Origin of the sequence: Sorangium sp. So ce590, assembly GCF_051521365.1 — a bacterium.
Taxonomy (GTDB): Bacteria; Myxococcota_A; Polyangia; order Polyangiales; family Polyangiaceae; genus Sorangium.
This window is the reverse complement of sequence record NZ_CP150346.1, coordinates 1,094,424-1,109,528: the sequence shown is the minus strand read 5'-3', so window position 1 is coordinate 1,109,528 and position 15,105 is coordinate 1,094,424. Positions and strand designations below refer to the sequence as shown.

Here is a 15,105-nt window from a genome sequence, read left to right as displayed (position 1 = left end):
CAATCACCTCGCGTGGCTCTCGTAAGCGGCTTCGGCGAGCAAGCGTTTCAGGTAACTGTCCAGCTGCGCATCGGACCAGCCCTGCATCTCTCCTCTGCTCGGCGCACGAGGAGCCTTCGAGGCGCGGATCTGACGTCCGGCGCCGCTCGCCTCGACTCGATTTTCTTGTGCAACGCCGAGCAGATGCGAGAGTTTCTCCTCGTCCCCGTAGGCAACGCTCACGGAGGGGCAGCCCGAGGCCAGCGCCCTCTCGAGCGCGGCAATGCCGCGCTCGGCGTCCAGTAGCTCGAAGCCCGCCGCCCTGAGCCGCGCCTGCTTCGCGGGGTCGAGGAAGGCGTCCTGCTCCCACTGCGGCCACGACAGCGCGAGCGACACGCCGGAGCGGATCCCACGCTCGACAAGGCGGCTCCTCATCTCTGCAAATCCGTTCTGGAAGGCGCAAGAGAAGGCGTAATCAGAGGCGCCTCCGAGGCCGGTGATGGACGCCATCGACGAGAACATGACGAAGAAATCCAGGTTCTCCGCCTTGGTGACCTGGTCCAGGTTGATCGTACCGAAGAGCTTCGCCTCGATTACCCTCTCGAACGAGGCCGGGTCCTTCATGAAGATCATCCTGTCTTCGACTGATCTCGCCAGATGAAGCACGCCGTGCAACGGACCGCGCTGCTCGCGGATCTCGGCGAAGCACCTCCGCAGCTCGGAGAAGTCGTTGATATCGACACGATGGTACTCGACGCTGGACGACCGGGTGATCGGGCCGAGGAGCCGCTCGAGGTCGGCCGCGCCGAGGGACCTCCTCCCGAGCAGGAACACCCGAGCGTCGTAGCGCTCGACGAGGTGCCTGACGAATGCTGGCCCAAGCGCCCCCAGGCCTCCGGACAGGAGATAGTTGCTGCCGCGCCTGAACACGGCGGCACCGGGCGCCGCTCCGGCGGCCTCCACACGCTCGTCCGGCTGCCGCACCAGAGTCCGAAGCCAGCGCCGACCGCCCTTGAGGAGCACCTCTGCTGACGCCGTCGGCTCGGAAGACGCGAGCTCCGTCATCGCGGCGCCGATGGCCGCGCGGGCGTCGCTCGGATCGTCCCCCCTCTGGATCGACCTGAAGACGAGACTGGGATGCTCCTGGGCCGCGGAGCGCAGGAACGCCCCCACGGCCTGGTGGTGGGACGAGACGACGTCGAGCATCTCCCCGCTTCCCGGGGAGCAGTAGGCCATCCTGACCGGCTCGCTCGGGTAGCGGGCGAAGATGGCCCTGGTCATGAAGAAGACGGGTCTCACGCCGTAGCGCAGCGCGTCCGCCAGCTTCGATGCAACGGCGCGTCGTTCGTCGGGCACGTCTGCGTGTCCGAGAGACAGGCCCCAGAGGAAGGCGACGACCGTCGGAGCGGCCCCCCGATCGGAGAGCCCTCCCGCGAGCCTCTCGTAGTCCTGCGGGCTGTCCGGGTCGATCTCGACCATTTCAGGGGAGAGCTCGCGGTAGCGTGTACCCGGCAAGATGAGGAGGATGGCCGCCCTGCTCTCTATTCCCGACGCGGACAACCACGCTTTGAGCGCGTCGAGCTCGGAAGGAGCCCGGCCGAAGAGCAGCAGGACGCTGCGCTCCCGGCCGAGGAGCTCGCCGAGCGCCTCACTGCGACCGGAGCCAGGCGCGTGCGCTTGCTCCAGCCATGTCTGCCGGACGAACATCGCCTGCGCCTTGGACCGCTCGCTGCGCGGCTCCGCGGCAGGCCGGGGCGCCTCCCTCTTCGGCGGCGCTGGCGGGGGGGCGGTCAGCCAGCAGCGCCTCCTCTCGAATGGATACTTCGGCAGGGAGATACGCCGTCCTCGCGGCCGGTCCCACACCCGGCACCAGTCGATCTCGGCGCCGGCGACCCAGCTGCGTGCCAAGCTCCTGAAATCGGCGTTCCGTGCCCATGCGCCGAACGGTGCTTGCTCGTCGTGCCGAAGGGGCCGCGGCGCGCCCTCACCAGCCCGGCGCGCATCATGGAAATAGAGTTCCTCGACGCTCCGCTCACCCGCACCGTCGAGGAACTGCCCCAGCTTCCTCGTGAGCTCCTCGAGGCTCCTCACGACGCACGCGAGCCGGACCTCCATGGCCTCCCTGCCGACCTGCAGCGTGTGGGCGACGTCGCGCAGGCGGAGCGCGGCGTTCACCACGCGGGCGCCCGAGCTCACCCGGTGCGCCTCTGCCCTTCCGGCCTCCAAATAGTTCTTCAGCCGGCGCACGCTGGCGTTGAGACGCTCCTCGTTCCTGGCAGAGAGCACCACGATTTCAGGTCCATCGTCCTCCCCGTCGGGGTTCGGCTCCGTCCCTTGCGCCGGGAGGTACTCCTCCACGAGCAGGAACGCGTTCGCGCCGCCAGCGCCGAACGAGCTGATGCCGGCGCGGCGTGGGCACGTCTTGACGACCCCGCCTTCGACCACCTGCGGCTGAGGCCAGGGCTCGAGCTGCTGCTGCACGCGGAAGGGCGTATTCGCCAGAGCGAGGTTCGGGTTCAGCACGTCGGAGTGAAGCGACGGGACGAGTTGCTTGTTCTTGAGCAGCAAGAGCACCTTCGTCACCGCCACGATGCCGGCTGCCGCCTCGAGGTGGCCGACGTTCGACTTGACGGAGCCAATGCGCACTTGCCGCTCGGGATCGACCCCTGAGAACACCCGGGACAGCCCGGCGATCTCGATGGGATCCCCGAGGGAAGTCCCCGTCCCGTGAGCCTCGACGTAGGAGATCGTCCGCGGGTCCACATCCGCCGCGTTGAGCACCCCGGAGATCAGAGACGCTTGGGCCAGCGGATTGGGGACGGTGTACCCTTGCGTCTTGCCGCCATGATTGACTCCTGTCCCCTTGATGACTCCGTAGATCGGATCGCCGTCACGCACGGCCGCGCTCAGCAGCTTCAGCAGGACGGCGCCCACGCCCTCGCCCGGCACGTAGCCGTCGCCGCCATCGCCGAAGCTCCGGCACCTGCCGTCGCTCGATGCAAACCGGTACTCGCAGAGGGAGAGATACTTGTTCGGGTGGAGCGAGAGGTTGACTCCCCCGGCGACCGCGAGCTCACACCCTCCCGATCTCAGGCTCTCGCAGGCCAGGTGGATCGCGGTCAACGAGGAGGAGCACATTGTATCGAGGGCGATGGAAGGCCCGCTGAAGCCGAAGAAATGGGACACCCGGTTCGCGATGGACGCGTAGGACGGCGTGAGCACGAGCTCCCGGGAGCCATCCGAGCCCCCCGGCAGGAGGTGGTACTCGCTGTACATCACGCCCACGAAGACGCCGACCGGCGGCGCGACTCCGCGCTCGTGAAGGGAGGCACGGGTGATCCCGGCGTCCTCGAAGGCTTCCCAGACGATCTCCAGGAAGAGGCGCTCCTGCGGGTCGAGCAGGCCGGCGTCCTTGGGAGGGATGTTGAAAAAGAGCGGATCGAACTTGTCGACGTCGCCGATGAAGCCTCCCCACTTCGCGTAGGCCTTCCGCGGTTTACCTGGTTCGGCGTCGTAATACAGAGCGTGATCCCAGCGGTCGCGAGGGATCTCCGTGATGCAGTCGCGTCCGGCGCGGAGGTTCTTCCAGAACGCGTCGATGTCGTCCGCCATCGGATAGCGGCCGCTCAGGCCGATGATCGCGACATCGTCGGGCCTGCTCGGCTTCGCCGGAAGCGCAGCATTCTCCCATTGAATGAGGCGAAGAAGGAGTTCCCGCTTTTGCTCCAAGGGCATGTTCTTCATCGATTTGGATCCGCAGCTACCGTCTGCCTCACAGGAGGCGTTCGATGACATCGCCGCACGCAGGCGGCCTAGTGGACTGCGATGCTGTCGAGGAGCAGGTGCTGGAGGAGCTCGTCGATCGCGGCCTCGGGCAGGCACTCGACGTGGCGCCGCAAGTCGCCCCGGTGCCCGCGCAGGTGGTCGAGGAGCTGCGCGACGCTCGGGGAGCGATCGCCGTTCGCTTCGGACCTGCCCTTCCGGGGCTCTGCTTCGGCCCTCGGGCCCTCGCACAGGCGCTCCCCGGCGCGCCGTGCGGCGAGCTCCCGGGCCCCCTGGACGTCCATGAGGTAGCTCGCGAGCGACGCGATCGTCGGGTGCTCGAACAGCAGCGTCTTCGGCTGCTCCCCAAGGTCGCGCTCGATCTCGGCGATGACTTTCAGGGTCAAGACCGAGTCCAGGCCGAATCGCTCCATGGTGTCGCGCGCGTCGATTCGGTGAGTGGGCAGCTTGGTCGTGCGCGCGATGATCTCCTTCAGATACTCCTCAACGTGCGCTCGCAGCTCGACAGTCGCGCCGCGGACCGGCGCACCGACGGCTCCATCGCCCGCGGTCGTGGGCGGATTGGCCGGCGCTGCCCGCGCATCGTCCCCGAAGAGCACGGCCGCCTGGGACAGGCCGGTGCGGAGGACTGCCTCGAAGGCCTCCAAGCCCTGCTCGGTTGGAAGCGCTGCCAGACCGGTCGTCTGGGTGATATGCTCGCGAACCTCGGACGAAACCCCCATCCCCCCGGCCTCCCACAGGGGCCAGTTGATTGACACCGTAAGGCCGCGCCTCGTGCCCTGGCGTACCCAGTGGGCGCGCATCGTGGCGTAGGCATCCATGAACGCGTTGGCAGCCGCGTAGTCGCTCTGACCAGGGCTCCCGAAGAAGGACGCTATCGACGAGAACATCACGAACAGGTCCAGATGGTCCTGGGCCGTCGCGGCGTCGAGGTGGATGGCCCCCAGCACCTTCGGTGCCAGCACGGCGTCGATCTCCTCGGCGCTCTTCCGCACGATGTAATTGTCCCGGATCACCCCGGCTGCGTGGATGACCCCGCTGATCCCGTGGAAGCGGGCGCGCGCCTGCTCCACCGCCCGCTGGACCGCCGGGTAGCTCGCGACATCGGCCTGTACGTAAAGCGCCTGGCCTCCGAGCGCACGCAGCCCCTCGACGGCTCGCCGCGACGCCTCCCCGGGCGCAGAGCGGCCGACGAGCACTAGCTTGGCCTGATAAGCGCGGGCCAGATGACGGCTCAGGGCGTACCCCAGGCCCCCTGTCCCTCCCACGACGAGATAGACGCCTCCCCGCCTGAGGACGCCGGTCGCCGTCTGAGCGCGCGTGGAGCTCTCGTCCGGTGGCTCGATCCTCTGCTGTCTGCGGCCCCACCGCTCACCACGCGCGTCGTACCGGACCTCCGTGTCTTGCTCGGCGCCCTGGAGGTGCTCGTTCCCGAGGATCTCCAGGAGGTCCGGCGATGCACCGTCGCTGCGCCGCGCGACCTCGACCAGCTTGCCGCGGATTAACGGATGTTCATGGCGCAAGCTCCGCAAGAACCCCGCAAGCGCGGCGAGGTGCGGCGGGACTTCCTCCTCGCTGCATCGATACAATGTCAGCAGGCTGGTCACCTCGACTGGGCGTCGCGCGATGAGCGCCTTGCTGAGATAGAAGAGGCTGTACAGCCCGGTGGAGAGCTGCCGCTGGAGCTCGCCCGGCTGATGAACGAACTGCGCGCCGGACTGGTAATCGAGCGGCGGCGCGTCCCAGCTCCACAGGTGTAGGAAGTGCCTGGGTCGGATCCCGAGCCTTTCCAGCTCTGTCAGCAGGGCGCCGTAGTCGTCGAAGCTCGTAGGATCGATCTCGAACCTCATGTCCCCGAGCGCCCGGAACCGCTCGCCGGGGAGCACCAGGACGAGCCCTCCTCCCGGTACGGCCGCGCTGCTCCCCAGGATCCTCCGGAGCGCGCTCCAGCGCCGGGCATGGCTATCCAGCACGACCGCGCCGTCCGCCAGCACCTGCGCGTCGCCGGAGGGTAGTCCGGCCGCGACCCACGCGGAGCGATGGTAGGACAGGCCCGCTGCGCTCCCCGGCCGCGGCGCACGCCTGGCGCCTTGATCGTCCGTCTCACGCTCGTCGAGCTGCACAGCCATGACGCAGAACTCGCGCAGGATCACGAACGGTCGCCCTTCGGGATCGGTGATCAGGACGTCAAACCTCCTCGTCCGCATGTCGGAAGAGGGCTCCAGCGCGCGCGCATACGCGTAACAGCGGCCGTGAGGTACCGCGAGGACCCGCATTTCCCTCAGCGTCCACGGAAGGTAAGCCCTCAACGACCCCGCGCTCTCGCTGGAGGTCAAGCATGCTGCCGCCTGGAGGGCCCCCTCCAAAATGGATGGATGGATGGCGCCCGCGGGGAGCGACGGCCAGCTCACCTCGGATGCATCGATGCTCGCGAGGATCTCCCGGTCACCGTGGAAGAGCTCGGCGATCGCCCGGAAGCGGGGACCGTAGTGGAAGCGCCTCTCCTCGAGCAGGCGATAGAGCTCCTCGCCACCCATCCGGCGCGTGCAGCGACGCCGGATCTGATCGAGCTGCAACGGCTCCTCCACCGGATCCTGGAGACGCGAGGGCGCCAAGGTCCCTGACGCGTGAAGCACCGGCTCCTCATCGCCCTCGGAGCGGATCTCGACGTTGACGGCGCGGCGATCTCCGGAGGTGGTGATCTTCAGCGGGCGCGGCGAGGAGTCCACGAGGACCGGGCGGCTCCAGACGAAGTTCTGGATCGTGAGCGGGCTTGTCGCGCCCAGCGAGGAGGCGCCGGCGGCGCGGGCCATCTCGATCAGGATGACGCCGGGCAGCACCTTCCGCGCATGGATGACGTGGTCTGCGAGCGCGGGGTCGTCCGCGTCGACCACCCTCGTGAAGGACAGGCCCCCGCCTCCCGGCGCTCCTTGACCCAGGAAGGACTGCACCGGCGTAGCATCGGCGATAGCACGGCGCTCCTCGGGGCGAGGTCTGGGCTCGTGCCAGTAGCGCTCGCTGGCGAATGGATAGCTGGGCAGAGCGAGGCGTCGCCCGCCTCCTCGTCCGTACATCTGCCGCCAGTCGATGTCGACACCCTGCGCGTAGAGCTCCGCCAGCTCCAGCAACCCTTCCCGGCGCGGCATTCCCGCGCCGGGCGCCTCGGATCGCAGGGCGCGGGTGAGCTCCTCTGCCCGAGCCTCGCCCGCGGAGCGCGACTCGGGCCCCACGCCGCGCAGCGGGCGCTCGCCGGAGACGCGCTGCTGGCGCAGGAGGCCGCGCAGCTGCGCGGCCAGCTCTGCGACGTCCTGCGCGACGAGCGCCTCCCTCACGTTGAAATGGCTCCGGCCGACGGCGAGCGTATAGCCGATATCGTGCAGCTCGTGCCGCCCTTCCTCATGTTCTAGACAGCGCAGGAGATCCTCGCATCGACGCTGCAGCGCCTCTCGGGTCTTGGCGGACAGCGGGATGATCGACGACGGCTCTCTCGACTTCCTCGGCGCCGCGGTCGACGGCGGCGCCTCCTCGAGGAGGACGTGGGCGTTGGTCCCGCTCGCGCCGAACGAGTTGATGGCCGCGCGGCGGCGGACGCCTGGAGGCGTCGCCCAGTCGGCGAGGCTCGTCTGCACGTAGAACGGGGTCTCCGTCAAGCTCAGGAACCTGTTCTCGCGCGTGAAGTGCAGCGACGGAGGGATCTGCCGGTGCTCGAAGGCGAGCGAGACCTTGATGACCCCGGCGATCCCGGCCGCGGTCATCGTATGCCCGATGTTGGTCTTGACGGAGCCAATCGCGCAGAACTGCCTCGCCTCGGTCCACATCTTGAAGGACCTGGTCAGGGACTGGATCTCGATAGGGTCACCCAGCTTCGTCCCCGTGCCATGGGCCTCGACGTAGGTTATCGTCTGCGGGTTCACCTTGGCCTGGTGGTACACCTCTGCCTGCAGCGCTGTCTGCGAGGTGCTGGCAGGCGCCGTGATCCCGTTCGACCGTCCGTCGTGATTGATCGCCGAGCCGAGGATGACGGCATAGATGTGATCGCCGTCGGCAACCGCCCTGTCCAGCGGCTTGAGAACGACGACCCCGACGCCCTCGCCTACCGCGGCGCCATCCGCGGAGTCGTCGAAGGTCCTGCAGCGCCCGCTGGGAGAGAGGATCTGCGCCGCGTCGAGCACCAGGTGCGACTGGGGCCCACCGAGCAGGTAGGCGCCTGCAGCGACGGCGAGCTCACACTCTCCCCGGAGGATGCTCTCTCGGGCCAGATGGAGCGCCACGAGGGACGAGGAACACTCGGTGTCCACCACCAGGCAGGGCCCCTTCAGATTCAAGAAATACGAGATCCGGGCGGCGAGCATGCCAACGGCGTTTCCCGACAGCAGGAAGGTCCCGGCCTCCTCTCGTGCAGCCCGGAGCGGGTCCAGATAGCCCCCTGCCTTCGCACCGACGAAGACGCCGCAGCGTCCGCCGGCGAGGTCCGCAGGGTCGTATCCTGCGTTCTCCAGGGCCTTCCAGGCTTCTTGCAGCAGCAGACGCTGCTGCGGGTCCATCAGCTGCGCCTCGAGGGGGGAGATGTTGAAGAACGACGGATCGAACTCGTCGATGGCGCTCAGGAAGCCGCCGCAATAGCCGATGCCGGCGCTGCGCAGGTCGCGGTCGTCGCTCGGCCACTGCTGCAGTGTCCTCCTCTCCGTCGGAAGCGCTCGGATCGAGTCCGTCCCCCGCGCGAGGTTGTCCCAGAACGCCCTCGGGTCGTCGGCGCCCGGAAAGCGGCAAGACATCCCGATGATCGCAATGGCGCCCGCGGCCGCAGGAGACTCCGCCTCGGTCGCTCTGTCCCCGTCGGGTCGCGGAGGACTCCGGAATGCTGCCACCTGGCTCGTGGCCGTATGCGCCTGCGCTGCGTAAGCCGAGCCGCCGAACAGCGCCCTCGGATCCACACGCCGCTCCCGGGCCGGGGGCGCGGCCTCCCGGCTCGCCGCGGGCGCCTCCGCCGCTCTGGCCGCTGAGCCGACGAGCGCTCCCAGGTCTACACGAGCACGCGGCTCCTCTACACGAGCACGCGGCTCCCGAGTCCGAGGCGCGGTCTCTCGGCCGGCCTTCGCGGGCGCCTCCGCCGCCGCGGGCGCCTCCGCCGCCGCGGGCGCCGAACCGTTGAATACCCCGCCGCCCCGCTCGGGGCGCGGCTCCCAGGCTCCGAGCGCGGCCCTCTGGCCCGCCTTCGCGGGCGCCTCCGCCGCCACGGGCGAGCCGCCGAACGGCGCTCTCGAGTCCACCGGCGGTGGCGGGGACCCCCGCCCGTCTTCTTTCTCGCCGTCCCTCGCGCCCGGCTCGGGCCATGAGATCGCAATATGCTCCGCCAGCCTGGAGATCGAGCCGTAGTCGAACAGATCGATCGCCTTCAGCTCGATCTCGAGCTCCGAGTTGACGTTGTTCACCAGCTCGATCGCAATGATCGAGTCCACGCCGGCCTCGGCGAACGCCTGATCTGCGGTGAGCTCCGAGGGATCCATGTGGAGCACCTCCGCGGTCCGTCGGCGGAGCAGCTCTTCCACCGCGGCGACGCGCGTCCTCCTGGCCGCCGTGGGCCGTGCTCGATCGCCAGGTCGCGCCGGCCCCGGGGCCGAGTTTTCGTCGCCGCCGCATACCGAATATTCGGCGATGGGCCCCTCCTCCGCCCGGTCGACACGCGCGTCACGCTCTGCGATGAGGACCGCCTGCGGGAGGCTGGCCTCGTCTTCCTGACCTGGGAGACCGAAGCTCGTGCAGCAGGCAAAGCCCTCGCTGTCCAGCAGAGATCGCCACATCGGTGGGCTCAGCAGCGGAGCGTGCGGCAGCCGGACCTCCGGATCCTGGTATCGCCACCAGCCATCCAGAAAGCCGAACGTCATGGTCAGGAAGGAGCTGAATTGAGTGGCTTCATTCAGCATCAAGCATCCGCCCGGGACCAGAACGCCCCTGATGCGCCGCAGCGTCTCCTTGAGCTTCAAGCAGACGTGAAGGACGTTCGAGGCGATCACCGCATGAAAGCCGTGACGCGCGAGGCCCTGTCGCAGGAAATCCTTATCGATGTCCAGGAGCTCGAACTTGACGAACGGATAGCGAGCAGAGAGCCGCCTCCGTCCGTGGTCCAGGAACGCGAGGGATACGTCGGTGTAGGTATACTCGACTACATCCGCGAGCTCCTCGAGCCCCTCGACGAGCATGGCGCTTGTCGCGCCCGTCCCGGCGCCGAGCTCCAAGATCCTGATCTTCTGGCCTCTGTTACGATTGCGCCACAGCTCGACGACAGCTCTGAGCGCCACGAGAAGGACGCGGTTGAAATGCGACGCCCCAGGCGACTCGGCGTAGACTGGCTCGAGGAGCGCGAGCGACGAGCCCGGAAAGAGCACCTCGGTGGCGGAGATCTCTCCGCCGAAGAGCCTGGAACAGGAGGCCCCGCTCTGATCGAAAAGCTGGACGTGGGGCTTGAGCTCGGGGAACGCCCGGAGGAGATCGCTCTTCTTCTTCGCCAGTAGCCGCGCGACCCCCTGGGCGTCGCCCGGCGGCAGCTCCGCGGTCGCCTGGATCCGACCCTCGTCGAGATGGATCCACCCCCTGCGATGAAGCATGTGCAGCGAGGCTTCGAAGAGTCGATGATATTTCTCGATGATCCCGAGAGTGCGCCAGAGCGAGCCCATCTGATGCTCCTCTCCGGCGGACAGCAGTATTCCACAGCGTTTCAGGTATTCGAGCAGTGCAAGCGCTGCGAGGGCGTTCAGCCCGGAAAGCCGTTTTTCGACAGAAGCCGTGAGATCCGGGGGCGCGTGCCGCTCGGCCATGAGCTCATGAACGCGGGACGCCGCCTCTTCCAGGAATGATGGGCCACCTGAGGAACCGGTCTGGCGCGAAAAATGAGAAGACTTGTCCACCGAGTCAACCCCCTCTGGTCGACGTAGCAGCTACGTGCGTCACGCGCATCGCGCAATTTGCTCAGGATCTACCACCATGCCACAATGGCTAACAAAAAAAACCCGAATAATTTCGATAATTTGCATACCCGCGTGGCACCGTAATGTTAGAGCGGGTGCTGGCCGGTCTTGGTACACTCCTCTGAGCCCTGCGCTCCAACGAACCCCTCTTATGGCCCGCCTGCGCTCCGAGCCCCCCCGGCAAGCGTACCAAGCCCGGCCAGTCTAACGATTTTCAAGCGCGCGAAGATCACGTGTCTATCTTAAATCATCAAGATATCAAGACCGTGCAGGCAGCCATACTGAGCAAGCAGCGAGCACATGAGGGGATAGAACGCCCCGAGGATGTCGGTCGCTAGATGCCCCCGTCGTCAGATGCCCCCGTCGTCAGATGCCCCCTTCGCCGTTGGTATGCCAGTTTACCAGGGAACGTCCGGCCGTCAAGAGGCTCGAATTAGTGCAGCAGTTATCGAAAAATGCACCATCACAACCCTCCTTCCCCTCCTTCCTGCCAATGCTTCGGCGCTCACCCAGAAATGACCCACCGAGCCGTCACGTCCGTCGGAATACGCATCTGTTCGTTCCCGCTTCCCCCCTTCTCCGTAGGCTGCTCTCGCTCTCACATCGCAACGCGAATCTATGGCGACGGCCCGGACCACGCGAGGATGGGGTCTACAGAACGAGTACTCAAGGTGAAGCAGCAGAAGTACTCCTGCCGGTGTGGAGGAGTCGTCGAAACCGCACTGCGCGATTCGCGGCGGACGCCAATCTATCGACCTCGCGATCAAGGTCGCGTTGGACAAGTACCTCGATCACCTGCCCCTGGCGCGACAGGAGTACATCCTGCATCGCCATCGGCTGGAGGTAACGACTCAGGCTCTGTGGGATCAGGTTGACGCGATCGCACGCCGACTCGCGCCGACAGACGCAATCATTCGCGGTCAGTGAACCTTCACAGCCGCAGCGACCTTGAGCCCGCGGGGTAAGTTGAATCGCCGGCGAGTGCGACGCAAGGTCGCGACGAACTCCTGGACGCCCGACCCCTGCGCCGGCCTCGCAGCGGACGCGAGCTCCTCGGGAGCATCCTCTGTGTCGCGTGCATCCGACTGAAAGACGATGCCGCAGTCATAGCCGAGGCAGAGCCATTCGAATTCAATCTTCGAGTCTCGAACGAACTCCCACCATGCCTTCATTTCGTGAAGCGCGCTTTGGGCCCCCAGGTTGACCATCTCGTCGAACACGAGAACAGTCCCCGATACGATTCGCGAGCGGAGTGAATCGAGGACGGTTGCAGTCGACACATACAGATCACAGTCGATGTGAACGAGCGAACATTGCTGAGGATGCTCTTTCATGAATTCGGGGAGTGTCCGATCGAACCAGCCCTCGACGAGCGTGACATTTTTTCGCACTTCGGGAGGACGTCTACTGAAGAACTGCTTCGACGCTTCCTTGCTGATGACACCCCACGCCTCTGGAAAGCCCTCGAAGCTGTCGAAACCAAACACTCTCTCGTCCGGACAGGCGTCGGCGATCCTATTTACGGTTGTGCCCGAGAACACACCGAACTCCATCACCAACCCGTCCAGACGCGCGACGTCGTCCAGCACGAAATCGAGCACCGGACGGTCGATTTCCTTGGCGTGAAGACGCGGTAGCTCGCGGTCCAAGAATTCCGCGTAAGCTAGATCGATATCCGCCTCGTTGATCGAGGTCATCGGAAAACCGAACGGATTCGTCAAAAATGGGTATCTGACTATTCTCATCTTCCAGTCCTTCGTACGAGGCGCGATGCCGCCCGAATCACACCAAGGTCCGCCGGCTCGCGAGGAGAGATGATCGAACCAGACTCACAGCAGATCCCCGGTGCCCTCGGGCGACATTCGCGGCCCTGATTGACGCTCGCCATCTTGGCGAGAAAAGCCATGTCCTGTCCACCATGAATTCCTGACCGGAGAGAAAGGCCGTCTCAATCGAGCCGCAGTCCGCCGCTCGAGACCTTACGCCGGCGTGACGTAGGCAATATCACACAACCGAGCAAACTCGTTGGATCTGTTGGTTTTGTAGGCGGATCAGTGGATGGTGCTTTTGGACGTTATGTCAACTGGCTGTCGTTGGCATAAAGTTTTCGACAAATCGGAATGGCTTTGCGCGGACTACCCTCTCATCATCTGGCTCGCTTTCGGCCTGCTGGCGCTGGTTCTCACCTGCTCCGGTCCTGTGCCACCTCGGCCGCCATCCCCTACAGTGCCGGCCAAGGCCAAGGCGCGATAGAGAGCGACTGTGGAGGACGCTCCGCCTGGAGGGGGCTCCGACGCCGCTCGCCATCAGGAGCATTCTGGAGACCACGGTACCGCTCCGTCCACCCTCCTGGGAAAGCGACGCCGTGCTCAAAACCTCTCCATGCGGCGAGGAGGCCCGCCTTCCGCGCCGCGCGAGAAACGGGTAGCGCGGCAGCCCTGTGTGTCAGTAGAATGGCGGAATCTTGAACTCTGAACGAGGTTGTAGTGGAAAATTATATTATGACCAAACGTCCGCGCTTCGCCCGGCTTCGCCACTCCATCTCGCTCGGCCTTATCGCTCTGTGCGTTGCCTGTGGCCAGGCACCGACCGATGCCGGCGGACCGCGTGGCGACGACACCACGGCGGAGATCCCGTCCCTGAACGGGGATGTCGCGTTCTCCACGCCTAGCCAGACGTTCAGGGATCAGATCCAGGTGGAGATGTCCACCACGATGGCGGGGGCGGAGATCCGCTATACGGTGGACGGGCAGCGACCGACCGCGGCCTCCACGCTGTACACGGGCGAGCCCGTGACCCTCACCACCACGACGCAGGTCCGCGCGCAGGCCTTCGTGGGGAGCGCCGCGAGCGGCGCGGTGAGCACCGGCATCTACATCGCGCGCACCGTCGACGCGACCTCCGACCTCCCCATCATGATCATTGACGGTTACGGCGAGGGCAAGCCGACCGACAAGGAGATCTACTTCGATGCGGCGGTGATGATCTGGGAGCCGGTCAACGGGGTGGCCTCGATCGCCTCGCTGCCCACGATGGCGATGCGCGGGGGGTATCACGTGCGCGGCCAGTCGTCGCGGAACTTCCCGCAAACACCCTACAAGCTCGAGCTGTGGGACAACGACGACAAGGACCTCGACTACCCGGTGCTGGGCATGCCCGCCGACTCGGACTGGGCGCTGATCCCGCCCTACTACGACCGCACGTTGATCCGTAATCCGTTCACCTTCACCCTCGGCCGCGACATGGGCCTCGAGGCGCCGCGCAACGAGTTCGCCGAGGTCTACCTGAACTACGACGCGCGCTCCATCGGCGAGGCGGATTACCAGGGCATCTACTGGATCTCGGAGACCATCAAGAACAACAAGGTCCGCACCGATCTCAAGAGCCTCGAGGAGACGGACCGGGCGCTGCCCGATATCAGCGGCGGTTACATCTTCAAGTTCGACCAGGCGGCCGCCGAGGAGCCGAAGCTCACCTGCACCGGCGCGGACCCCCTCCCGTCGTTCGGAGGCTTCGGGGGCCCGGGCGGAGGCCCGCGCCCCGACGAAGGCGGCACGTGCTGGATCGATCTCGAGGTCGTGGATCCCGATCCCCTGAACGACGAGCAAGCGACCTGGCTGACGCAGTACATCCAGCAGTTCCACGACACCGTCCATCAGACGCCGATCGGCGATTACTCGGCGTACATCGACGTGCCGTCGTTCATCGATTACCTGATCATCAGCGAGCTGACGTTCAACGTGGATGCGTACGTGCGGAGCTGCTATTACCACAAGGATCGCGATCAGAAGCTCAAGGCCGGCCCGCTCTGGGACTACAACTTCGCGCTCGGCGGCGTGGGCGCCCAGAGCCCGACGCCGGCATCGAACGGCGAGACCGGCTGGCGCTTCAGCGGCCAGAGGAACGTCAACAACTGGTATCAGAAGCTCACCGCAGATCCGGCCTTCATGGCGCAGGTGAGGACGCGCTACACGGCGCTTCGCCAGACGCTCCTGTCCGAGGCCGCGATCGAGCAGCGCATGAACGAGCTGAGCGCGCCGCTCGCGCAGGCCGCGGTCCGCGACCTCGCCAGGTGGCCGGTGTCGGACATCATCGAGTCGAGCGAGGGCTTCCTCGGCGGCCCCACCGCGCCGACGTGGGAGGGGCAGCTGCAAGTCATGCGCGACTTCATGATGGCCCGACTCGCCTGGATGGACGCCAACTTGCCGTGACACGTCCGGGACGGGGAGCTCTCGACGCAGATCGGATGGCAAGGCTCCGGGGAAGGCTTCGAAGAGGCGTTCCACGCCCGGTGCTCACCCAGGTGGCGTCGCGGCCCGCCCGTCGCGTGGCGGCACCGACGTCGACCGATGTTTTCCCATCCGGCTTCCGGGGTTAA

At 66.4% G+C, this 15,105-nt stretch carries 5 protein-coding genes; 2 read left to right on the top strand and 3 right to left on the bottom strand.

The features are described 5' to 3' along the window. Positions 1-3 precede the first annotated feature (3 nt). A complete protein-coding gene (locus WMF28_RS04210; protein WP_437600752.1) occupies positions 4-3,723 on the bottom strand; it encodes a type I polyketide synthase in 3,720 nt (1,239 codons plus the stop codon). 68 nt (positions 3,724-3,791) lie between these two features. Further along, positions 3,792-10,667 carry an SDR family NAD(P)-dependent oxidoreductase gene (locus WMF28_RS04205; protein ID WP_437600751.1) on the bottom strand — a complete coding sequence of 2,292 codons (6,876 nt, stop codon included), beginning with the start codon at positions 10,665-10,667 and terminating at the stop codon, positions 3,792-3,794. A gap of 759 nt (positions 10,668-11,426) precedes the next feature. Here WMF28_RS04205 and WMF28_RS04200 point away from each other — a divergent pair. Continuing rightward, positions 11,427-11,654 carry an IS66 family transposase gene (locus WMF28_RS04200; protein WP_437600750.1) on the top strand — a complete coding sequence of 76 codons (228 nt, stop codon included), beginning with the start codon at positions 11,427-11,429 and terminating at the stop codon, positions 11,652-11,654. Here WMF28_RS04200 and WMF28_RS04195 read toward each other — a convergent pair. After that, positions 11,648-12,424, bottom strand: a complete 777-nt coding sequence (locus WMF28_RS04195; RefSeq protein WP_437600749.1) for a class I SAM-dependent methyltransferase — start codon at positions 12,422-12,424, stop codon at positions 11,648-11,650. The two genes, WMF28_RS04200 and WMF28_RS04195, sit on opposite strands and share 7 nt — an antisense overlap. 804 nt (positions 12,425-13,228) lie before the next feature. Between WMF28_RS04195 and WMF28_RS04190 the strand changes: the two genes are divergently transcribed. After that, positions 13,229-14,938: a CotH kinase family protein gene (locus tag WMF28_RS04190; RefSeq protein ID WP_437600748.1), complete on the top strand. Its 1,710-nt coding sequence runs from the start codon at positions 13,229-13,231 to the stop codon at positions 14,936-14,938. Positions 14,939-15,105 lie beyond the last annotated feature (167 nt).